The following is a 23,329-nucleotide window of genomic DNA, read 5'->3' as shown; positions in this document are numbered from 1 at the left end:
GGGGAGGATTAAGGGGGTATTTGAGTAGAGTCAGGAGTGATTTGGAATAGGAACAGCCGAAAACCTGTGTTTGGATTTTGGCTGTTGGGGGAAGGACTTTTTTGCAAAGGTCTCAGGCCGTCTGAAACCCGCTCTCGAATATTATTCATGCTATATTTCAGACGGCCTGTTTAACCGTCCCTTGCAAAGCTTGGCACAAGCACCGCTGACCGACGGCAATCAATTACTATATAATCAAACGCATCGTTATCCCTACAAAGGAGCCACACCATGACCACAAAAATTAAAATTGGTATCGTCGGTGCAACCGGTTACACAGGCGTTGAATTGTTGCGCCTGCTCAGCAGCCACCCCAACGCAGAGGTTACTACCGTCACCAGCCGAAGCGAAGCCGGTATTGCGGTTGCCGACTACTTTCCCAGCCTGCGCGGCATTTACGACCTTGCATTCCAAACGCCCGAAGATGCCGGGCTTGACCGTTGCGACCTCGTGTTCTTCGCCACGCCCAACGGCGTGGCCATGAAAGAAGCACCGACCCTTGTGGAAAAAGGCGTACGCGTGATTGACCTGTCTGCTGACTTCCGCATCCGCGACATCCCCACATGGGAAAAATGGTACAAAATGACCCATGCAGCGCCACAACTCGTTTCCCAAGCGGTGTACGGCTTGTGCGAACTTTACAAAGATGACATCGCCAAAGCCATGCTGGTGGCCAATCCGGGCTGCTACCCTACCTGCGTTTCTCTGCCCTTATTGCCGCTGCTTCAGGCTGGCCGTCTGAAAGCCAACGCGCCGCTAATTGCCGACTGTAAATCCGGTGTTTCCGGTGCAGGCCGCAAAGCCAGCACCCATGCCCTATTGTGCGAAGCAGGCGACAACTTCAAAGCCTATGGCGTCGGCGGCCACCGCCATCTGCCTGAAATCCGACAAACCCTGTCCGGACTGCAAGACCATGTTTCAGACGGCCTGATTTTCGTGCCACACCTTGTTCCGATGATACGAGGCATGCATGCCACCCTGTATCTGCACCTGCAAGAACATACCGACCCTGAAGCCTTACTGCGCGAATACTACCACGACAGTCCTTTTGTCGATATTTTGCCTTCAGGTTCGACACCTGAAACCCGCAGCGTGCGCGGTGCCAACCTTTGCCGTATCAGCGTTCAAAGAGCGCCCGATCAAGACGATGTGTGGATTGTTCTTTCCGTCATCGACAACTTGGTTAAAGGCGCAGCCGGTCAAGCCGTGCAGAATATGAACATCATGTTCGGCCTGCCCGAAACCACCGGCCTGACTAATGCACCATTGATGCCTTAATATCATCTTATTGAAAACACAAGGCCGTCTGAAACTTTGATCGTTCAGACGGCCTTTATCAATTCATTCACAAACATCACTCATACACCACGCCGGCAAGCATTTCTTCTTCATTCAAGTTGCCGTACTGTTGCTCCCAATCGTGGGTAGCTTCCACCATATCGCATTCTTTGGCAAAAGCCAGCAGCCTGCCGTCCATCTGATCCAAACTCAAGCTGCCCAAGCGTTCGCATTCCGAAGCTGTCAGATTACCGTCCGCCTCATGCGCCTCCGAAGATCCGAAAGGCAGAGCAAAAAAACCCAGCACCAACGCCAGCAGCACCCAAAAAATATTTTTACGCGAACGAGTCATTTCACACCTCTCATCATAATCGTTTAAATCAGAAAAACTAAACCAAATAAAATTAAACTAAGAAAAATCGAATATAAAATTATAAATATCGATTTATCTAAGACAAAACGAATAATACTAAGAAAAAATAGAATATGCAATACTTTTTCTTAGATTAGGTAATTTTTTTCTTACAATTTTATAAAAACTAAGGTAAAATACACTCAAATCATCCAAACCATATAAAAAACATACCTCCATAAAGGCATAAACATGGATACCTTTAAAGACCGCCTGGCTTTCTTATGGAAAGATGAAGCCCGCCAAGCCAAAATTGCCGCCGACATCGATATGACCATCGCCGGATTCAGCCGTATCTGGAACGAAGGCGGCCTGCCGAAATCGGAAACGCTAAAAAAATCAAACAACTTAAAGGCTGCAGCATAGACTGGCTGTTGACCGGCGAAGGTTCCCCCTTCCCCGATTCCGAAGCCCCGAAAGCCACAGCAACAGATACGCTGGGCAATCCAGTCGATATAGACGAATTTGTCTTCGTACCGCGTTACGACATCCAAGCCGCGGCCGGACACGGTCAGCTCGTCGGCGATGAGCAACCCATGTTCGCCATGGCGTTCCGACGCTATTGGATTGAAAATTATGTGACGCGCGACATCAAAAACCTTTCCGTTATCTCAGTCAAAGGCGACTCGATGGAAGGCGTGCTGAATGATGGCGACACCATCCTCATCAACCACGGCCAAACCACGCCGCGCGACGGCCTCTATGTTTTGCGCCTCAACGAAAACCTTTTGGTCAAACGCCTGCAACTGATACCCGGCGGCATCGTCAACGTCATTTCCGCCAACGAAGCCTACCCTACTTTTGAAATCGACCTAAAAAACCCGACCGACGACGTTGCCATCATCGGCCGAGTCGAATGGTTTGGCAGAAGCATCTAAATCTGACATACTGGCGCTTGAAATTTCTGCTATGCCCTCCATGTAAGCTGGCAGACCTGTCTGCACAAACTTGCTTTGGCCAACGGTTTGCGCGACAATAGTAAAAACATTCATATAAAAGGAATCACATCATGTCAGACGAAAGCCCTATTATCTTTACTGACAGCTGCTGCACCAAAGTTGCCGACCTGATTGCCGAAGAGAACAATCCCGACCTGAAATTGCGCGTATTCGTCAACGGTGGCGGCTGCTCCGGCTTCCAATACGGTTTTACCTTTGACGAAATCAAAAACGACGACGATTTCGAAATCCAAAAAAACGGCCTGACGTTCTTGGTTGACCCGATGAGCTACCAATATCTGGTTGGTGCAGAAATCGACTACACCGAAAGCCTGCAAGGTTCTCAATTCGTCATCCGCAATCCGAATGCCGAAACGACTTGCGGTTGCGGCTCGTCCTTCTCCGTATAAACAATCCGTTTCTTCACGAAAAACAGGCCGTCTGTATCTTCAGACGGCCTTTTGTGTGAATTTATTTTAAACAATATTGGATTTATCTTATAATAATAATATCGGGCGTGAATATTTACTCTACAATAGACATAACATTGGACATGAATATTGCCATATAAATAAAAAATCATTGTCCAGCTGATTAACGACACGAAGGCACCCCCTATCCGGTCTGCCTCAGACTGCGGCCTCTGTTTTTGCCTGCATCGCAAGCCAAAACAGCTCAAACACAATAACAAAACCCCAGGCCCAACCCATTGGGTTGACGCAGTCAAAATATTCATGGGATATCAATGAGCAAACAAGAAAAATTTTTCGATGTATATGTTTCTTATCCGCCGAACACGGATAAGGAGCGCATCCATGCCTGCCTGTATGACAACCTGCCCGAAAACGAAGCCGAGAGCCTGATTCAAGCCTTGGCGGAGCGTCCGCAAGCCATTGTGGCCGAAAAATGCACCCAAGACGAGCGCGAAAATGCGCAGCATTACTTCAGCTATTTGGGTTTGGACGTCATTGTCCGTCAGGCTATGGAGTTGGAAGCGGTTGAAGAAGAACCCGTGTTGGCAGTCAACACGCCCGACCCTATCCAATGCCCCGTCTGCATGACGATTATTGAAGAACTCGATGCACAAGAATGTAAGACCTGCCACTTTGATTTGACAGAAAAAAATGAGCTGGCCATCCAGCGTAAGCGCATTGAATGGCAGGAAAAAATCTCTTTCGAGCACAAAAAACAAACCGAAATTGCCCACAAGCTCAAATATGAGCGCGAGCAGGAAGAGAAAAAACTGCGTAAAAAAATCCGCGCCGAATTAGAATCCCAACTACGCGAAGAGTTAGGACAAAATCCAGAGCTGGCCGCGCTGGCAGCGAGGAAGAAAACACAGTTTCTGCTTACAATGGCCATCGTATTCGCCGTTTTAAGCCTGCTTGCTCTCGGCTATATCGCTGCAAAATTCTTCTAAACTAATTTCAAAACTTAAGGCCGTCTGAAAAACAGATTTTCAGACGGCCTTTTATATTTATATTGATTGAACCATTCCAATCAAGCCTCTTGCACATCCACATCCACCGACCATCTGATTTTGCCGTCGCGGTTTTGCTGCAACACTTGCACCCACAAACTCACGGCGCGATGCAAATCCTGTCGGGATGTTGATTCAAGGAAGATTTGCGCGCGTTCGCGTTCGGCAAGTCGCACCATCAGCATGGGGGCGGCGCCGAACTGGGAGACGCTTTCGGGCAAAAGTGGGGCGAGGGTTTCTTTGGCGGCGTTGAGAAATTCCATCGCATCGGCAACGCGCGGCGCGTCGGCGCGGACGGCGGTCTGGAAACCGAAGGGCGGCATGGCGAACATTTGCCGCTCGTTCAATTCGTTTTCGGCAAACACGGCGTAGTCCTGCGCTTTGACGGCGGCGAAGACGGGATGTTCGGGCAGTTGGGTCTGTATCAGCACCTTACCGGGTTTGTCGGCGCGCCCCGCCCTGCCGGACACTTGCATCAGCTCGGCGAACAGCCTTTCCGGCGCACGGAAATCCGCGCTGTACAGGCTGCCGTCGGCGTTCAACACGATAACGAGGTTGAGCTGCGCGAAATCATGGCCTTTGGCGAGCATCTGCGTGCCGACCAGAATGTCGATTTCGTTATCGGCGATGCGGCGGTACAAATCCGCCCAGTCGTTTTTGTGCGCCGTGCTGTCCCTGTCGACGCGAACAACGGCGGCCTTAGGCAGGAAGGCGCGCAGTGTTTCTTCGACGCGCTGCGTGCCGTGGCCGACGGCGGTCAGGTCTTGGTTGCCGCAGTCGGGGCATTTGAACGGGATGGATTCGCGGTGGTCGCAGTGGTGGCAGCGCAGTTGGCGGGCGCGTTGGTGCAACACCATTTTGGCGGAGCAGTTCGGGCAGCCGAAGGTATGGCCGCAGTCGCCGCAAAACAGCGCGGGTGCGAAGCCACGACGGTTGAGGTACACCAGCGACATGCCGCCCGCCTCAAAATTCTGTTTCAAAAGCTGCAAGGCTTGCGGCGAGAAGCCGTTGTCGAGTTTCAGACGGCCTACATTAAGTATTTCCACTTGCGGTAGTTGCGCGGCGGTATGGGCGCGCTCGGTCAGTTGCAGCAGGCGGTACGCGCCGCTTTGCGCCTTGTGCCAACTCTCCAAACTGGGCGTGGCGCTGCCCAACACGACGGGGCAGCCGCTCTGCTTCGCCCGCCACACCGCCAAATCGCGGGCGTGGTAGCGCAATTCGTTGTCTTGTTTGAACGAGCCGTCATGTTCCTCATCGACCACAATCAGCCCGACATCATCCATCGGCGTGAACACCGCCAGCCGCGTGCCGATGACCAATTTCGCCTGCCCTAACATCGCGCGCAGATAATCCTGCGTGCGCCTGCCTGCCGCCATCTGGCTGTGCAACACGGCGGTTGGCACGTCGGCAAAACGGCTTTCCACCCGTTTCAAAAGCTGCGGCGTGAGGTTGATTTCAGGCAACAAAAACAACACCTGCCGCCCCTGCGCCAACACTTTCGCCATCGCATCAAAATACACCTCGGTCTTGCCGCTGCCGGTAATACCGTACAGCAAAAACGGCTGAAATTTGCCGAAGGCCGTCTGAATTTCATCGGAAGCCTTCTGCTGGTCGGCGTTTAATACAAATTCAGAGTGCGAAGCCTGCCCGTGGTACGACCTTAAAGCAGGCTGCGCCGCTTCCGTCGTTTCAATCCAGCCCTGTTCCGCCCAATCCTCAATCAATTTCTCCGCCTGCGCGTTCACCTGCTTCAACGCCGCCATCGTCATTCCGCCCGACAGCAGCACGTCCCACAAAGCCGCTTTTTTGTTGAACCGAGCCGGCGGCGGCGTTTGCGCCCTGCCCGCTTCGTTCAGCGCGTAAAACAGCGGCTGCTGCGGCATTTCCACTGCGCGCGTTTCCTTCAAACCCTGCGGCAGTGCGGCAAATACTGCCTGCCCGGTCGGATAGTGGTAATAACGCGATGTAAACGCCAACAAATCACGCCAGCTTTGAGGCAACGGCTTTTCTTCCACAAAGGCCGTCTGAACGCTCAAAATCCGCACCGTATCCATATCGGGCGCAATATCCGTTTCCCACACAATCCCGACCACGGTTTTATTGCGGAAAGGCACAAGCACCCGCATTCCCGGAGGAAGCGGCTCGGAATGCGAATAAGTCAAAAGGCCGTCTGAAAGCGGCACGTTTACAGCGATGCGGTGGTAAATCATACAAACAATCAAATCATTTTTTCGTATTTTAACAGCCGAAAGCTATTTTCAGACGATAAATTGAGCCTCAATACAATGCAGGCATGACAGAGGTTTGATACAATGCCTTACTTTCAACACACGCAAGTCTCTCGCATGAAAACCAAGTTAATCAAAATCTTAACACCGTTTGCCGTCCTTCCTTTGCTGGCATGCGGTCAACCTGCCGTATCCAACGCCAACGCCGCGCCTGCGCCGGCTGCCAAAGCGGAAGCTCCTGCCGACAAATCCGTTGCCGCTTCTTTGAAAGCACGTTTGGAAAAAGTCTATGCCGCCCAAGATTTGAAAGTTTTGAGCGTCAGTGAAACGCCGATTAAAGGCATTTACGAAGTTGTCGTCAGCGGCAAACAAATCATCTATACCGATGCCAAAGGCGACTATATGCTCGTCGGCGACCTCATCAACGTCAACACGCGCCAAAGCCTGACTGAAGAACGTGCCGCCGACTTGAACAAAATCGACTTCGCTTCCCTGCCTTTGGACAAAGCCATCAAAGAAGTGCGCGGCAACGGCAAACTGAAAGTCGCCGTTTTCTCCGATCCGGACTGCCCGTTCTGCAAACGCTTGGAGCATGAATTTGAAAAAATGACCGACATCACGATTTACACCTTCATGATGCCGATTCCGAGCCTGCACCCTGATGCCGCGCGCAAAGCCGAGCTGTTGTGGTGCCAACCTAATCCGACCCAGGCATGGACCGACTGGATGCGCAAAGGCAAACTCCCAAGCGGCAAAACAAACTGCGAAAACCCTGTTGCGGAAACCACTTCATTGAGCGAACAATTCGGCTTCAACGGCACGCCGACCCTGGTCTTTCCTAACGGCCGCAGCCAAAGCGGTTACAGCCCTATGCCCCACCTCAAAGAAATCATCGAGAAAAACCAGTAATACAGGGTTTAATCTCCATAAAGGACGCTTTACGCGTCCTTTTTTCATGTCGCCCGCCATCAACTGCCTTCAGACGGCCTCGATACAGACAAAGATAAAAAAGGACGTGTCCAACACGTCCTTTTTTCCCCTTTACCTTACAGGTAGAATTTTTCAATCACTTTCAGGTTTTCATCCAATTTGTACACCAGCGGCTGACCGGTTGGGATTTCCAAGCCCATGATGTCTTCGTCGGAAATGCCTTCGATGTGTTTTGCCAAAGCGCGCAGGGAGTTGCCGTGTGCCGCCACCAATACACGTTTGCCGCTCAAGATGGACGGAGCGATTTGATCTTCCCAGAAAGGCAGGACGCGCTCGAGGGTCACTTTAAGGTTTTCGCCATCAGGTACGACATCGCTAGGCAGGTTGGCATAGCGGCGGTCGTTGTGGGCGGAGTGAGGGTCTTTAGGATCGAGCAGCGGAGGCAGGGTGTCGTAGCTGCGGCGCCAGATGTGGACTTGCTCGTCGCCGTATTTTTCTGCGGTTTGTTTTTTATCCATACCTTGCAGCTGGCCGTAGTGGCGCTCGTTCAAACGCCATGATTTGATTTGTGGAACAAACAGTTGGTCGGATTCTTCCAAAACGATGTTACAGGTTTTGATGGCACGGGTCAGAACGGAAGTAAAAGCGATGTCGAACTCGTAGCCCTTCTCTTTCAGCTTTTTACCTGCTGCTGCGGCTTCTGCCAGACCTTGCTCGCTCAGCTTAACGTCGCGCCAGCCGGTGAAAAGGTTTTTCGCGTTCCATTCGCTTTGTCCGTGACGGATGAATACTAATTCCATGATAGTTTGCTCCAATGAAGTTTGGGAAAAGGTATTTATAGCACACTTTGCCGCCGCGCTGATAACGTCGGCGGTTTCTTTTGATATGTTGCAAGTTTGCTTCTAGTCTTCAGACGGCCTTGTCGGAAGGTAAACATCAAACCGCGTGCTTTTGCCTGTGTATTGATAAGCAGGTTTGCGCCCGTCGAGAAATTCGCCCAAGCGCGGGCGTTTGACGACAATGCGTTTTTTGGCGGTATTCAATGCCGCATCCAACAACTCAGCTTCGTCTTGTGCCGCGCCGACCAAGTCGTGAAAGTAAGCCATTTCTTTTTTCACGGCGGCGGTTTTGCGACGCTCCGGGTACATCGGATCGAGATACACCACATCGGGCATGCCGTTTTCCATTGCCAATTCCTGCATCAAATCAACGGAATTGCCGAAATGCAAAGTAATGCGTTGGGCAATCTCCCGTGTCTCTTCACTTTGCCCCACCCTATTGAGGCCGTCTGAAAGTAGACAGGCAACCGCAGGATTTTGTTCAAAAGTGTGTACATTCAAACCCAACGAGGCAAGCACGAAGCTGTCTCGCCCCAGTCCGCCGGTAGCGTCCCAGACAGTCGGTTGTACAGTGTGGTTGACGGCTTTGGCAATCAACTCGCCTCCACCTTTAGTGCGCCGATAATGGGCAGCACCGCCATCAAAATCAACGCGGACACGGCCTTTTTCACCGGCGCGGCACAAACTGATGCCGCTTTCGTCAGCGATAAGGAAACTGCCTTCTTCAGGCTGCCGGTCGATAACGGTCAGCCCGAAAGGCGCGGCAAGGCTGCGAAGTTCGACAGATGCGGTTTCGTCAAAATAAATCTTGTACATAAGGCTTATGTTTCAGACGGCCTTAAAAACTCAGGCCGTCTGAACGTTTTAATTGATGTCCAGGCGTTCCATGCGGTAGCGCATAGAGCGGAAGCTGATGCCCAAAAGTTTGGCGGCTTGGGTACGGTTGTAACGGGTTTGCTGCAAAGCCTGCTCGATGATGCTGCGTTCCACTTGGTCGAGGTAATCCTGTATCTGCATGGTACGCGGATCAAACGGTGGAATGGGGCTATGATTGAGCGTAGTTTCGCGCGCGTCAGGTTCGGCAATATCGTCAAAAGAGAAGCCGCTGCGTTCAGCCTTAACCTGTGGGGCGTTTTGAATCTGCAAGTCGTCCACTTGTATCACTTGGCCGACCGTCAGTGCAACTGCGCGTTCGAGGATATTCTCCAACTCGCGGAAGTTGCCGGGATAGCTGTAATGCAACAGGGCTTCTTGGGCTTTCGGGCTGAGTTTGTAGGTTTGATTGCCGTGACGGTGTTTATACAGCAGATACAGAATCAGCGCGCCCAAGTCTTCGCGCATTTCGCGCAAAGGCGGCATGTGCAGGGAGACTACGTTGAGGCGGTAATACAAGTCCTGACGGAATGCGCCGCTTTCGACCAAAGCTTCGAGGTTTTTGTGGGTTGCACAAATAATGCGCACATCCACAAAGGTTTCCCGCGCATCGCCGATACGGCGCACGGCTTTTTCTTGAATGGCACGCAGGAGTTTGACCTGCATGGCAAGCGGCAGATCGGCAACTTCGTCAAGAAACAAAGTGCCGCCGTCAGCGTGTTGGAAAAAACCTAAACGGTCTTGATCCGCGCCGGTAAAGCTGCCTTTTTTGTAACCGAAAAATTCGCTTTCCATCAGGTTTTCAGGAATAGCACCGCAGTTGACGGCAATAAACGGTTTGTCGGCACGGTCGGACAGCTCGTGAATCGTGCGCGCCGCCTGCTCTTTACCTGTACCGGACTCGCCGGAGATATAAACAGGAACAAGGCTGTGGGCCAATCTGCGAATCAGGTGGCGCACTTCGACCATTTGCGGCGAAGTACCCAACAGGCGCGGCATATCGTCCTCGCCTTCCAATATAGGTGCATCTTGTTGCAGAGCAGGATTGATGCTGCCGGCCGAAAAACGCTCTTTTAAGGAATTGAGCCCTTCCGGAACAGTCAAAGGCCGGTTAAATTCGCTCTGTACGCTCTTAGGCGGCGTAACGACAGGCTTGGCCGGCTGAGGTTCGGGTTTATACAGGGCGGCAGAAACAGGCGCAGGCTGCGATTTGACTTTTTCAGACGGCGTGGGTTCGGCAGTATTGTCTGAAACCGACACTGCCGATTTAACCAATGAACGCAACTGCGACAGCGTAATCGGTTTTTGCAGATAATCAAACGCCCCTGCTTTCAAGGCTTCAACGGCTTGGTCGGCATTGCCGAAGGCCGTAATCACGGCGACGGGCGTATCGAGCATCAGTTCATCAATGTATTGAACAACCTCTAGGCCGGAGCCGTCGGGCATACGCATATCAGTCAACACCAGCGAATAATCGTTGTTGTCCAGCTTGTCTTTGGCTTCTTCAACACCAGCCGCAGTATCGACGCGCAGACCCATTTTCATCAGGGTCATTTCCATCAGGTCGCGGATGTCTGCCTCGTCATCGACAACCAAAACCGGCTCTTGCAATTTATTCATCCTGCGCTTGCTCCTTCGGTAAAATCAGTTCAAACCCGTTCATTTCAGGGTGATAATGCAGCTGCCCCATATTGGCGTGTGCCAACTCGCGTGCGACGTAAAGCCCCAAGCCGGTACCTTGTTTTTCGGTGGTGTAAAACGGCTCGAACAGATGATTTCGTACATCGGGCGGCACGCCTTTGCCGTTGTCCGCCACGACGATGGAAATATGCATCCTGCCACTAGGGCGGATAAGGACGGTAATAGCGTTTTCATCTTGACGGCTGTGTCGCCAAGCGTTGTTGCACAAGTTCCACATCACTTGCTGCAAATGCATAGGATCGACCAATACGGTCAGGTTGTTGCCGTCCATATTCATGCGCAGACAGCCGATGGCATCGGGATTGTTCAAGGTAAATTCCTGCTTGAACTCCAACCAGAATTTCATCAGATTAATCGGCTGGCGGCTGATGTTGTCGCGTTTGTTAAGCAGGGATACGTCTTCCAACATCTTGTCGATACGTTGGATATTGCTGTCGATGATGTTGTAGAGCTTGGCCTTGAGCGGATCTGCCTCATCGCCCTCTTGCAACAAATCGCTGGCATGGCGGATGGCGGACATCGGGTTGCGGATTTCGTGGGCAAGGTTGGCAGTCAACTGTCCGAGCGAAGTCAGCTTGGTGGACATGGCCTCCGCAGCCACTTCACGCAATGAGCGGACGTACAACATCAGCAGCTCGGTTTGCTCCTGAATCAGCGGAACGGCACGGACGTGCATGGCATGTTGAAAAATATGGATATCAGTTTCAAAAGGTTTGTCGGGTTGGCGCTGCCAACGTGCCACCAGTTCGCCAAACACGATTTCCTGCTGATCGATAATCAGACTGGGGAAATAGATTTTTGCCTGTTTGTTAAACAGCCACACGCGTTGGGTCGCATCAATCACCACAACCGCTTCCTGTACGCGGTTCAAAACCAAATGATTTAAGCCGCTGATCCGGCGGTAGGCCAGTTGATGGCGGCTGGCGGACTCTGTGGCCTGCTCCAAATAACGGGCGGCAAACGATGTCAGCATCGCCACTAGATAGCCTGCGCCGATCAGCAGCGAAGAATTCACCATTGATTTCGCGTCCCAATTAAACGAATCGAAACGCATACTGCCGTCTAAAAACAGGTTCAAAATAAACAACATTGCCGTATAACCTGCATACAGCATGGGGTAATGGCCATAACTGAGCAGACACGACGTGGCGACAAACGGCAAAACCAAAATCCCGAAACCGGAAGCCGTACCGCCGGAGATATACACCAAAACCATCATCATGGTGATGTCGACCACGGCACTGGCATTGGGCAAATCCAAAGACTGCCACTGCCAGCCCGGACGGAACACGGAAAGCATAATCAGGAAGAAATACAGCGTTACCCAGATATAAAACTCAACGTCCGGCAACGAAACGCCAATCAGGTTGCCGCCCGTGTAGCTGCCAAAAGCGTGTAAAACCAAAAGCGGCAAGACGATGGCTATTCGGGCGATGTTGATGACGCCGGGAATTCGCTCCCTCAGATTACCCAGCTCTTGAAGATTGGCTCTGTTCATAAGTGAACCTTTTTTATTTTCATGCAATGTCGTAGTAAATTTAATTTATTTGAATATATTTGTTCTTGTTTCAGGACAAACTTTTCAGACGGCCTGATATTTCCAATACCTTGCCTTTTTTACCGCGTTTACCGTCAATATCGGCAATCCGCAGTTTTTCCTGATGCTCGGCGCCGCGTCGGCCGACCGATACAACGGTAAACTCAGGAGAGGTCGTCACCATAATGTGTTCCAAAGATGCACCCTCAGCCAACGACATCAGCTGCAAACCGCGGCCTTTAGGCATGACTTTAAGCTCGCCGATGGAAAACGCCAAGAGACGGTGGTCGCTGCTGGCCAGTACGACTTTGCAGTCAGGATTGATCAGTGAAGAAGCATAGACGGCAACCGGCGGCAGGACGGTTTCGCCGCTGTCCACGGTCATGACTACTTTACCCGCTTTCACGCGTCCGACCATATCGGCCAACTTGGTAATAAAACCGTAGCCGCCGCTGCCTGAGAGCAAGTAATGCTGTTCGGGCTGGCCGGTGAGCATGGCGACGGGTTTCGCGCCGTTTTGCAGCTCGATTAACGATGAAACCGGTACGCCGTCGCCGCGTCCGCCGGGGATTTCAGCGGCATCAAGCGTGTAGGTTCTACCCAGTGAATCCAGGATGACGACGGGTAAAACAGTGCGGCCTTCGAGGGTTTGTTTGAGGCGATCACCTTCTTTGAACGCAGTTTGGCTCAAATCGAGGTTGTGTCCGGCACGGCTGCGTATCCACCCTTTTTCCGACAGAATCAACGTGATGGGCTCATCGGCGGTGGTTTGCGTCAGCACAGCGCGTCCAGCTTCTTCCACCAGCGTGCGGCGTGCGTCGCCAAACTGTTTCATGTCCGCCTGCATCTCTTTGATAATCAGCTTGCGTTTTTCGTTTTCGTCGCCCAAAAAGATATTCAGACGACCTTGTTCTTCGCGCAATTCGTTCAATTCTTTTTCGAGTTTGAAACCTTCCAACCGCGCCAACTGTCGCAGTCGGATTTCCAAAATGTCTTCGGCTTGGATTTCAGTCAGCCCGAACACCGCCATCAAATCGGCTTTCGGGTCGTCTGATTCGCGGATGACTTTAATCACTTCGTCAATGTGTAGAAAGACTTTCAGACGGCCTTCAAGGATATGCAGTCGTTTTTCCACTTGGGTCAAACGGAATTTCAGACGGCGTGTTACGGTCACGACGCGGAAATCCAGCCATTCCTGCAAAATCGTTTTCAGGTTTTTCTGCGCAGGACGGTTGTCCAAACCCATCATCACCAAGTTCATGGATACATTGCCTTCCAGCGAAGTTTGCGCCATCAGCGTGTTGATGAAGGTATCGGTATCGATGCGGCTGGATTTCGGCTCGAACACCAGACGCACGGGATGTTCGCCGTCGGACTCGTCGCGCACGCGGTCAATTAAATCCAACATCAGCTTTTTGGTATTGAGCTGGTCTTGGTTGAGCTGCTTTTTGCCCGCTTTCGGTTTCGGGTTGGTTTGTTCTTCGATTTCGGCAAGGATTTTGGCAGAGTTGGCGTTCGGCGGCAGCTCAGTCACAATCACGCGCCATTGTCCGCGCGCCAGCTTCTCGATTTCATAACGCGCACGCACGCGCACGCTGCCCTTGCCGGTTTCGTAAATCCGGCGCAACTCGTCCGCCGGCGTGATGATTTGACCGCCGCCAGCAAAGTCGGGCGCGGGAATGTATTGCATCAGGTCGGCGGTTTCCAGCGTTGGTTTTTTCAACAGCGCAATCGCCGCCTGCGTGACTTCGTTCAAATTGTGCGACGGAATCTCGGTCGCCATGCCCACTGCAATACCCGACGCACCGTTGAGCAAGACCATGGGCAAACGGGCTGGCAGGTGTACAGGCTCGTCAAACGCGCCGTCGTAGTTCGGCACGAAATCCACTGTCCCCTGATTGATTTCGGACAACAGCAATTCCGCAATCGGCGTCAGCCGCGCTTCGGTGTAACGCATCGCCGCCGCCCCGTCGCCGTCGCGCGAACCGAAGTTGCCAATGCCGTCGATTAAGGGATAACGCAAGGTAAAATCCTGCGCCATGCGGACCATCGCCTCATAGGCAGAACTGTCGCCGTGCGGGTGGTATTTACCCAAGATCTCGCCGACCACGCGCGCCGACTTCACCGGCTTCGCCCCCGCCGTCAAACCCATATCGCGCATGGCAAACAAAATACGCCGTTGTACAGGCTTTTGGCCGTCTGAAACTTCAGGCAGCGCGCGGCCTTTGACCACGCTCATGGCGTATTCAAGATAGGCGCGTTCGGCGTATTGCCCTAACAGCAGGTAGTCTTCGCCGACAGGAGATGGGCTTGAAGCGGAAATGTGTTCTGTCATCAGGATGGTAAAACGAAATAAATTAAAGAAGGATATTGTAAAGCAAAATCGGTAGTCATAGCCAATTTGAGTGATGAACGGTAGCGCAGCAACAATAAGGCTTACCGAATCAGGTCAGCAAATGGAATCCATTTCGACAAAAAAGGCCGTCTGAAACCATTTCATGTTTTAGACGGCCTTTTCATTTTGGTTTTAAATCAAGACTTTGTTATTCTGCAGTAGCCGGTTTGACCGCAGTTTTAATGGTTAAGGTCACCGCTGCGGCAATGGCCAGGGAAACACCGGCAAAAGTCATCGCGTTGGCAGGGTTTGAACCCAAGAAAGTTCTGTACACCCAGCCGAAAGATACGGTTTCAATCAGCATTGGAATCACAATCATCATATTCACAATACCCATGTACACGCCGTAACGTTCTTTCGGAATAGAACCGACCACAATCATAAACGGCACGCCCATCATACTTGCCCAACCGACACCGAAACCGATCATCGGGGCAAACATCAGGTATTTATTGCCGATGTGCGGAATGGTAAGCAATGCCAGCGCGGCAAGGGTTACGGCAAAGGCGTGAACATATTTGGCGGCGTATTTGCGCGCCATCCACATCAGGCCGAAAGCGGAGATAAAGGTTACAACGTTGTAGAAACCGTTTACCAGGCCGGTCCATGCAACCGCTTGACTATACGCTTCGGTATTTTCAACGGTCGAATCCCAGACGGATTGGACGATACTGTGGGAAATATATTGCCAGTAGATGAAGAGCGCGTACCATTGGAAGAGATACACCAAAGCCAGTTGCCATAGGGCAGTCGGCATTTCGCGGACAGCAACGATAATATCTTTAACGGCATGGGCCGGACCGCTCGGCTGGGCTTTAATGGCCGCCATTTCTTCAGGGCTGGGCTCGCGTTCGGCCGTTGATAAAACGGTAACCAAAACCGAACCGATGGAGCAGACCGCACCAATATAAAACGAACCGAATACCCAATACGGAATGCCCGCTTCGGAAGTTTGTTGCAACCAGCCGATTTGTTGGAAGATATAGAGGGAAACGTTGGCCAGGGTAATGCCCAAGCCGGTAAACACAGACTGCATCAAGAAACCGGTGGATTGCTGGTGTTCAGGAACGGTATCGGCAATAAAGGCACGGAAAGGTTCCATTGCCGTGTTGTTGCTGATGTCCAAGAGCCACAGCAGCAATACGGCCACCCACAAGGCGGTAACGTGCGGATAGATAAAGAGACAGAGGCTGCAACCGATGGCACCAATCAAGAAATACGGACGGCGGCGGCCCAATCCAGGCACCCAAGTGCGGTCACTCATCGCACCAATCATCGGCTGTACCAGCAAACCGGTAATCGGGCCTGCCATATTCAAAATCGGCAACTGGCTCGGGTCGGCATGAAGAAAGCTGAAAATCGGATTAATCGCAGTTTGCTGCAACCCGAAGCTATATTGAATACCGAAGAAACCGAAGTTCATCAGCATAATCTGGCGAAGTGTCATCGCCACTTGTGGGGAGATTTTCATAGGAAGGCTACTCCTGGGTAATAAACTATGGAAACAACAAACTCCAATTTCAGCAGTATGACGCTTTTATTGTATTTGGGCTGCCCTTTTTACTGAGGCAACTCCGTTTTCAGACGGCCTTTATTTTGACCGTTTACATGAATCTTATTTTGATGTGTGTTTGTGTTGTTTAAAGCTTATTATTTTCAGGCCGTCTGAAACTATTTATTAATCACAGACTGACGCCAGATGGTTTCCCCAACGACCTTGACTGGCTGAACCGCACCGGTCGGATGTTCGATGTATTGGAACAGCAAATCCGCCGCCATCGCGCCCATACGCAGATACGGCAGCTCGGTGCTGGTCAACGGCGGAAACAGCGTCTCCGCAATCGCGCTGTGGTTATCATATCCGGCAACAGAGACTTGCTCGGGAACCCGCACGCCGCGCGTCCTCAAAATCCCGTACACGCGCACTGCCATTTCATCGTTACCGCAGCAAATTACCGTCGGCGGAAGTGGCAAAGACAGCAGCTTCAAAATAGCCGAAATCAAAGATCCGCTGTCGTTACTGAAGTCAGGATAACCAGTTTGCACCAAATCAGGATCGAAGACAATATCCGCATCAGCCAAAGCACGGCGGTATCCGGCCAATCTCAATCTTGTCGCTTCCACGCCCGGCTGCAAAGTCACATAAGCAATCCGCTTGTGCCCGCTTTGGATAATTCGGTGCACCAAGCCATACTGCCCTGCTTCGTCGTCCGGCAAAACCGACGGCGTACCTACCAAATCAAAACAGTTGACCAACACCATCGGACAACGGTTGGGCACTTCCGGCAGCAATACTTCCTGATGGAAACCTGCCACATATAAAATCCCCTCAGCACGATGTTCCATAAAGGTACGAATCAGCGGCTCCATCTGACCGGGCTGACCCGGCTTGTTGTCGATGTCGGCAATCATCAAAATCTTACCTTGTGCGCGAATCTGCTGCTGAATGCCCTTAATCAAGAACATATCCGGTATGCCGTGTCCGCCCGTATTCTCGCCCGTCCGCGAAATGGCGCCGGTAATCAAGCCGACCAAGCCGGAACGGTGGGACCGCATAATCCGCGCCGCAGAAGACGGGATATAGCCCAAAGCAGCAATCGCTGTTTCTACTTTGGAACGGGTTTTATCACTGACCGGCGCATCGCCGTTAATCACCCGGCTGACCGTCTTGGGAGATACCCCGGCATAAGCAGCGACATCATAAATTGTAGCCATCTTACGGACCCGCCCCGACAAGATTTCAATAATGTTACATAGGATAACACAGCAGACATCGGTGTCATACCCCCTTTTTTACAGAAACTTGATGATAATCAACCGTTTCTATTGCATTTTGCATACATTTCTTAAACAAAACCACCCACGCCATCTCCCAAAATCTGTTCAAATTTGTTAAACTACAAGCTACTACAAAAAAGCAGGAAATACCTATCTATCCTGCTTATTTTACCGTTACATACTAAGGAAACGAGATGTCCGCATACTCAGATGCATGGCAAGCCTTGGAAGCCCATCATGCCGCTACTCAACACGTTACCCTGCGCGAACGTTTCGCTGCAGATGCCGAACGTTTCAATAATATGCACGAAATTCTGCACGGTTTGTTATTTGATTACAGCAAAAACCGCCTAGATGAAAACACCCTTGATTTATTGTGCCAACTGGCCGAAGCGGCCGATTTGCCACAATATATGCAGGCTATGAGCAGCGGTGAAAAAATCAATACCAGCGAACACCGCGCCGTTCTCCACACTGCCCTGCGCCTGCCTGCCAATGCCAAACCTGTTTACGTTGACGACGAAAACATCGTGCCCCATATTCATCACGAACTCAACCGCGCACTCGAGTTTGCACACCAACTTTTAGACGGCACCCACGCAGGCATTACCGGTAAACCGATTACCGACTTGGTTCACATCGGTATCGGCGGCTCCGATTTAGGCCCGCGCATGGCCACACAGGCGCTGCAACCCTATTGGCAAAACATCCGCATCCACTTTGTCAGCAACTCCGATGATGCCGACCTGACTCAAACCCTTCTCGGCCTCAATCCCGAGACCACCGTATTCAGCATTGCCAGCAAATCATTCCGTACGCCGGAAACCCTGCTCAATGCCTATGCGGCGCGCACTTGGTATCGCGATGCAGGTTTGCCTGATTCCGGCATCTACCGCCACTTCTGCGCCATTTCCGCCGATGTGGCCGCTGCCCAAAACTTCGGCATTTCCCCCGACAAAGTCTTCGCCATGTCCGACTGGGTCGGCGGCCGCTATTCCGTCTGGTCGCCCATCGGCCTGCCGCTGATGGTTGCCGTCGGCGAAAAAGCGTTCCGCAAAATGCTGGCCGGTGCACACGCGATGGATACCCATTTCTTCGAAACGCCATTCCGCCGCAACATTCCCGTCCTGATGGCGCTCATCAACATTTGGTACAACAACTTCCAACATTCAGACGGCCAAACCGTTGTCCCATACAGCCACAACATGCGCCTCTTCACACCATGGCTCAACCAGCTCGATATGGAAAGCCTCGGCAAACAGCGTACTTCAGACGGCCAACCCGTTTCCTGCACCACCGGCGGCATTGTCTTCGGCGATGAAGGCGTCAACTGCCAACATGCCTACTTCCAGCTTCTGCACCAAGGTACGCGTCTGATTCCCGTTGATTTCATCGTCCCCATGACCACAATCTACGGCAACCACCGCCAACACCGCTTTACCGTTGCCAATGCCTTTGCTCAAGCCGAAGCGCTGATGAAAGGCAAGACCTTAGACGAAGTGCAAATCGAATTGGCCGCCCTACCCCAAGACGAACGCGACCGCCTTGCACCGCAAAAAGAATTCCCAGGCAACCGCCCGAGCAACAGCCTGCTTATCGACAGCCTGACGCCTTTCAACCTCGGCATGCTGATGGCCGCCTACGAACATCGCACCTTCGTTCAGGGTGTGATTTGGCGTATCAACCCCTTCGACCAATGGGGCGTGGAATACGGTAAAGAGCTGGCCAAAACCATCGAACCCGAACTCGAACGCGGCACGCCGGCACACGACAGCTCTACCAACGGTCTGATTGCCTTCTACCGTAACTGCAACGCAGCATCGAAGGCCGTCTGAAAATAAAATATCCGTAAGACCAGCATATCTGCCTGTCTTACGGACATTTCGAAAACCTATCGGCTTATTCCAACAAAAGGCCGTCTGAAACTTAATTTGTCAAAGTTTCAGACGGCCTTTTATTATTCGATAAAGATAGCAGAAGTTGATTCGCCATATCACTCATCTTTGCTACAATATCCCTTTTCTTTTTATTGATTCCACTATGACAACCGCACCCCAACCCAGCACTTGGCGCAAGATTTTTTCGCGCAAAATGCTGATCTGCATTTTCACAGGCTTCACTTCGGGGTTGCCGCTTTATTTTCTGATCAACCTGATTCCGGCATGGTTGCGCAGCGAACATGTTGAATTGAAAACCATCGGCCTGATGGCACTTATCGGGCTGCCTTTCACTTGGAAATTTATCTGGTCGCCCGTCATTGATTTGGTCAGATTACCTTTTTTAGGACGGCGACGCGGTTGGATGCTGGTTACGCAAATTGGTTTGCTGCTGACCTTGCTCATTTACGCCTTCCTAAATCCTGCTCAGCATTTATATGTAATTATGGGCTTATCGTTGGTGGTCGCCTTTTTTTCTGCCAGCCAAGATATTGTATTGGATGCATTTCGCCGCGAAATTTTGTCAGATGAAGAATTAGGCTTAGGCAACTCTATCCACGTCAACGCCTACCGTATCGCCGCTTTGGTACCTGGTTCGCTCAGCTTGATTTTGGCCGACTTGATGCCTTGGCACAACGTATTCATCATTACTGCACTGTTTATGCTGCCCGGTCTGCTGATGACCCTGTTTTTAGCTAAAGAACCTGACATTCCACCATCTGTGTCGCGTACATTTGCCCAAACGGTTTCTGACCCTTTCAGTGAGTTCTTCTCCCGCAAAGGAATCAAACAGGCCATATTGGTATTGCTGTTTATCTTTCTCTACAAACTGGGCGACAGCATGGCCACTTCTTTGGCCACACCTTTTTATCTGGACATGGGCTTCAGCAAAACCGACATCGGCCTCATTGCCAAAAATGCCGGTTTATGGCCTGCTGTCATTGCCGGTATTGTAGGCGGTATTTGGATGATAAAGCTCGGTATCAATAGAGCTTTGTGGATTTTCGGAGTGGCGCAATGGGTTACTATTCTAGGCTTTGCCTGGTTGGCAAATTTTGGCAAGTTTGAAACCATCACACTGACAGAGCAAATGATGCTTGCGGCCGTGATTGGTGCAGAAGCAGCGGGAGTAGGTCTGGGTACAGCGGCGTTTGTTGCCTATATGGCTCGTGAAACCAATCCTGCATTTACGGCCACACAATTGGCCCTCTTTACCAGCCTGTCAGCCGTTCCACGTACATTTATCAATGCTTCGGCAGGTTATCTGATTGAAGCGATGGGTTACTTCAATTTCTACTGGCTGTGTTTCGCTTTGGGCATACCGGGTATGTTGTTGCTGTTTAAAGTGGCACCGTGGAGTGGCGAAAAAGTGAGTAACTAGATTGCCAGTCTAAAACATCTAGCAAAACAAAAGGCCGTCTGAATATTCAGACGGCCTTTATCATACAAAAGCTTTATTCGGCAGCAGGTTTGACAGTACTGCGGACATCGCCACTTTTTTCTTTATGCTTCAAAACAGCGCGGTCGAGTTTGTCCATCAAAACATCAATCGCGGCGTACATATCCTGTTCAATCGCTTCAACGTGCAAATCTTTGCCTGCCAAATGCACATCGGCTTCGGCTTTCTGGCTGACTTTTTCCACCGAGAGCGTGATGGTCACGGAAATGATGTTGTCGGCGTGGCGACTGATTCGTGCCAACTTGTCGGAAACATAGTTTTTGATGGCTTCGGTAACATCAAAATTCAGACCGGTGATTTTCAGATTCATGATACAGCTCCTTCGGTTGATTAGTCCGTCAAAACGGATCGGAATATATCTACTCGGTAAATTTTCGTTTGTGTGCCGGTGGTATGTCTAATGATTCTCTATATTTAGCAACTGTACGTCTAGCGATTTCAATGCCGCGTTGTTTTAATAATTTGACGAGGGCCTCGTCCGAATAGGGTTTGCTGCTGTCTTCACTTTCAATCAGCTGGCTTAATACGGCTTTGATTGCGCCTTGGCTGAACCCTTCGCCATCATCGTCGGCATTGACTGCCTGTGTGAAGAAATAGCGTAACGCAAACAGGCCGCGCGGGCAAGACAAATATTTCTGGTTGGCGGCGCGCGAAATGGTGCTTTCCGCCAAACCCAATTCGGCGGCGGCATCTTTCATCAGCATGGGCGACAGGCCGATTTCTCCGAAAATGAAAAAATCTTCCTGATTTTTGACGATATACTCGGCAAGGCGGAGGACTGTGCTTTTACGCAGCTCCAAAGAATCAATGCGCTGCTTGGCTTCGCTGATTTTTCCTTCCACTCCGGTGCGCCCTCTTCCGCCGATTTCATCAGGTCACAATATTCCTGATTAAGCTGCAACTTCGGCCAAGCAGCCTCATTGCTGATGACTTCCCAGCCGTCCTTGCCCTCTTTGACCCAAACGTCAGGCTGAATATAAGGCGTAGGCGTAGCGGAGGCGAAGCCGTAGGCAGGATAGGGATTGAGCTCGGCAATCATATCGAGCGCGGCTTCTATGGTTTTGCTGTCGGTATCGGGATAGAGTTTGCGGAAACGCAAAACGTTTTGTTTGCGGTTTTTGCCTAACTCTTGAAGCGAACTTTGCACCAAATGCGCGGCCATTTGTCTAACCGGAGAAGCCGGCAAACGCATCAGCTGCAGCATGAGCGACTCGGTCAAGTCGGCCGCAGCCACGCCGGGCGGATCAAAGGTTTGCAATACATCCAGCGCATTTTGCAGAGCCTCTTCGTCCAGCATCCATTCCAACGGCGTGTGGTCGATGATTTCTTCGAGACTGTCGGTGAGGTAGCCTTGTTCATCCAAAAAATCAATCAAGACGTGAACATAGGCCGCTTCCACTTGCGAGAGCGGATGTTCGCACACTTGGGCATGCAGATAGTGTTTGAAATCCTCTTCTTCGGCGATGTTGCTCCAAATATCTTCGGCATCGTCGCCGCTCAAATGCTGACCTGCGCGCGGCATGGTGACGGCACGGTTGAGCCCGCTATCGGCAAACTCATCGGTTTCCGGACGCTCAAGCAGAGGATTGTCCAACAACCAGTCTTCCACTTCGCGCTCAAGCTCAAGACCCGACATCTGCAAGATGCGCAAAGACTGCTGCAGCCGCTGGTTGAGCTGCTGGGTCTGTTTGAGTTTAAGGACGAGTGAAGACATAATGTTTGATAGTAAATGTGCTTTATGGATTTCAGACGGCCCGTCAGATACAGGCCGTCTGAAAGTATCAAATATATTGTTTATATATTGGATGATTATTTCAATATATTATTCTTTTATCAACCGATAAATGAATTATTCAACAGTAGAGATGGTTTCTAACGGTAAAGCAAACGTAATAGGCAGAACAAAAACCATGGCAACAGGCTTCCCGCGATAGGTAGCGGGTTGAAATTTTGTCTTCAAAACTGCTTTTCGTCCTGCCGCATCTAAACGCGGGGACCCACTACTCTTTTGTATCCATACAAATGCTTTGCCATCTATATTGATAAAGACATTTAATACCACAGTCCCTTCCTCGCCATTCTCTGTAGAAAGCTGTGGATAAGGTGGGGGAGCAACTTGGACAGGTTTCGTCTTTATCTCTTCTTTGAATCCATTTGGCACAGTATAAAAGAATCTGAATTTTTTAAGGCTTTCCAGTGTCTTACAATCCGTTTGTTGGGTTTTCTGATTATAAGTACACTCTTTATAAGGCTCGACTTGTTTTGGCAAACCTACTTCTTGAGCAAGTTTCAACAATTCCAGCGCATCCACTTCCCAATGGAGGCTTTTTCCCAGCTTACCTTCTTTATCCACGATAGCTGTCGCCGTTACGATACCGGTTATCGGCTTGCCATTTTTATCTATCACGCCTTGGCGCACACCCATATTCTGCAATGGCAGTTCTGGCATTGCATGCACGGCAGTAGCTGCCAAAACGGTAAAGGAAGACAAAAAAATTCGTTTCA

Annotated in this window: 17 protein-coding genes and 2 pseudogenes; 7 read left to right on the top strand and 12 right to left on the bottom strand. The window is 51.1% G+C overall.

The genetic code is table 11. The annotated features are described in order from the left end of the window. The first annotated feature begins 270 nt into the window (after positions 1 to 270). The gene (argC, locus tag TW89_RS01595) at positions 271 to 1,317 is read left to right on the top strand and encodes an N-acetyl-gamma-glutamyl-phosphate reductase (RefSeq protein WP_128580336.1); all 1,047 of its coding nucleotides are present in this window, start codon (positions 271 to 273) and stop codon (positions 1,315 to 1,317) included. Positions 1,318 to 1,393: 76 nt separating this feature from the next. On the opposite strand, the gene TW89_RS01590 is transcribed toward argC, so the two are convergent. Then, positions 1,394 to 1,669: a hypothetical protein gene (locus tag TW89_RS01590; protein ID WP_003748371.1), complete on the bottom strand. Its 276-nt coding sequence runs from the start codon at positions 1,667 to 1,669 to the stop codon at positions 1,394 to 1,396. A gap of 252 nt (positions 1,670 to 1,921) precedes the next feature. Between TW89_RS01590 and TW89_RS01585 the strand changes: the two are divergent. From TW89_RS01585 to TW89_RS01575, 3 genes and pseudogenes are all read left to right on the top strand, one after another. Further along, positions 1,922 to 2,607: pseudogene (locus TW89_RS01585) on the top strand (S24 family peptidase). Positions 2,608 to 2,738: 131 nt separating this feature from the next. Continuing rightward, positions 2,739 to 3,077 carry an iron-sulfur cluster insertion protein ErpA gene (gene erpA, locus TW89_RS01580; RefSeq protein WP_003680162.1) on the top strand — a complete coding sequence of 113 codons (339 nt, stop codon included), beginning with the start codon at positions 2,739 to 2,741 and terminating at the stop codon, positions 3,075 to 3,077. A gap of 335 nt (positions 3,078 to 3,412) precedes the next feature. Beyond that, positions 3,413 to 4,087: a hypothetical protein gene (locus TW89_RS01575; protein WP_128580335.1), complete on the top strand. Its 675-nt coding sequence runs from the start codon at positions 3,413 to 3,415 to the stop codon at positions 4,085 to 4,087. 80 nt (positions 4,088 to 4,167) lie between these two features. Here TW89_RS01575 and TW89_RS01570 read toward each other — a convergent pair whose 3' ends face one another. Next, positions 4,168 to 6,357: a primosomal protein N' gene (locus tag TW89_RS01570; protein WP_128580338.1), complete on the bottom strand. Its 2,190-nt coding sequence runs from the start codon at positions 6,355 to 6,357 to the stop codon at positions 4,168 to 4,170. A 135-nt stretch (positions 6,358 to 6,492) separates the two neighbouring features. On the opposite strand from TW89_RS01570, the gene TW89_RS01565 reads away from it, so the two are divergent. Continuing rightward, positions 6,493 to 7,284 (top strand): DsbC family protein, encoded by a 792-nt coding sequence (locus TW89_RS01565; RefSeq protein ID WP_128580334.1) that lies wholly within the window; start codon positions 6,493 to 6,495, stop codon positions 7,282 to 7,284. Positions 7,285 to 7,421: 137 nt separating this feature from the next. Here TW89_RS01565 and TW89_RS01560 read toward each other — a convergent pair whose 3' ends face one another. The 7 genes from TW89_RS01560 to TW89_RS01530 form a co-directional block, all read right to left on the bottom strand. Continuing rightward, a complete protein-coding gene (locus TW89_RS01560; RefSeq protein WP_128580333.1) occupies positions 7,422 to 8,105 on the bottom strand; it encodes a 2,3-diphosphoglycerate-dependent phosphoglycerate mutase in 684 nt (227 codons plus the stop codon). Between the two features lie 102 nt (positions 8,106 to 8,207). After that, on the bottom strand, positions 8,208 to 8,960 hold the full coding sequence (locus TW89_RS01555; RefSeq protein WP_128580332.1) for a class I SAM-dependent methyltransferase: 753 nt from the start codon (positions 8,958 to 8,960) through the stop codon (positions 8,208 to 8,210). 48 nt (positions 8,961 to 9,008) lie between these two features. Then, positions 9,009 to 10,637 (bottom strand): sigma-54-dependent transcriptional regulator, encoded by a 1,629-nt coding sequence (locus tag TW89_RS01550; RefSeq protein ID WP_063069330.1) that lies wholly within the window; start codon positions 10,635 to 10,637, stop codon positions 9,009 to 9,011. Beyond that, on the bottom strand, positions 10,630 to 12,216 hold the full coding sequence (locus tag TW89_RS01545) for a two-component system sensor histidine kinase NtrB (protein ID WP_128580331.1): 1,587 nt from the start codon (positions 12,214 to 12,216) through the stop codon (positions 10,630 to 10,632). The genes TW89_RS01550 and TW89_RS01545 overlap by 8 nt, the downstream gene beginning before the upstream one ends. A gap of 70 nt (positions 12,217 to 12,286) precedes the next feature. Next, the gene (gene parC / locus TW89_RS01540) at positions 12,287 to 14,590 is read right to left on the bottom strand and encodes a DNA topoisomerase IV subunit A (protein WP_128580330.1); all 2,304 of its coding nucleotides are present in this window, start codon (positions 14,588 to 14,590) and stop codon (positions 12,287 to 12,289) included. A gap of 208 nt (positions 14,591 to 14,798) precedes the next feature. Beyond that, entirely contained in the window at positions 14,799 to 16,121 is a 1,323-nt protein-coding gene (locus TW89_RS01535) for an MFS transporter (RefSeq protein WP_128580329.1), read from the bottom strand. 200 nt (positions 16,122 to 16,321) lie between these two features. Then, positions 16,322 to 17,365, bottom strand: coding sequence for a LacI family DNA-binding transcriptional regulator (locus tag TW89_RS01530; protein WP_128580328.1), 1,044 nt, complete (start codon positions 17,363 to 17,365; stop codon positions 16,322 to 16,324). 257 nt (positions 17,366 to 17,622) lie between these two features. Here TW89_RS01530 and pgi point away from each other — a divergent pair, with 257 nt between their 5' ends. Next, on the top strand, positions 17,623 to 19,263 hold the full coding sequence (pgi, locus tag TW89_RS01525) for a glucose-6-phosphate isomerase (RefSeq protein ID WP_128580327.1): 1,641 nt from the start codon (positions 17,623 to 17,625) through the stop codon (positions 19,261 to 19,263). A gap of 205 nt (positions 19,264 to 19,468) precedes the next feature. Beyond that, positions 19,469 to 20,746 carry an AmpG family muropeptide MFS transporter gene (locus tag TW89_RS01520; RefSeq protein ID WP_283114233.1) on the top strand — a complete coding sequence of 426 codons (1,278 nt, stop codon included), beginning with the start codon at positions 19,469 to 19,471 and terminating at the stop codon, positions 20,744 to 20,746. Between the two features lie 73 nt (positions 20,747 to 20,819). Here the strand turns inward: TW89_RS01520 and hpf are convergent, their stop codons facing one another. The 3 genes and pseudogenes from hpf to TW89_RS01505 all read right to left on the bottom strand — a co-directional run bounded on the left by hpf (position 20,820) and on the right by TW89_RS01505 (position 23,315). Continuing rightward, positions 20,820 to 21,134 (bottom strand): ribosome hibernation-promoting factor, HPF/YfiA family, encoded by a 315-nt coding sequence (hpf, locus tag TW89_RS01515; protein ID WP_004518850.1) that lies wholly within the window; start codon positions 21,132 to 21,134, stop codon positions 20,820 to 20,822. 49 nt (positions 21,135 to 21,183) lie between these two features. After that, positions 21,184 to 22,538: pseudogene (gene rpoN, locus TW89_RS01510) on the bottom strand (RNA polymerase factor sigma-54). A gap of 135 nt (positions 22,539 to 22,673) precedes the next feature. After that, positions 22,674 to 23,315 (bottom strand): energy transducer TonB, encoded by a 642-nt coding sequence (locus TW89_RS01505; RefSeq protein ID WP_128580326.1) that lies wholly within the window; start codon positions 23,313 to 23,315, stop codon positions 22,674 to 22,676. Positions 23,316 to 23,329: the final 14 nt, after the last annotated feature.

The organism is Neisseria flavescens, assembly GCF_001618065.1.
Lineage (GTDB): Bacteria > Pseudomonadota > Gammaproteobacteria > Burkholderiales > Neisseriaceae > Neisseria > Neisseria flavescens_A.
The sequence above is the reverse complement of the archived record's forward strand: the minus strand, read 5'-3'. Positions and strand labels throughout refer to the sequence as shown.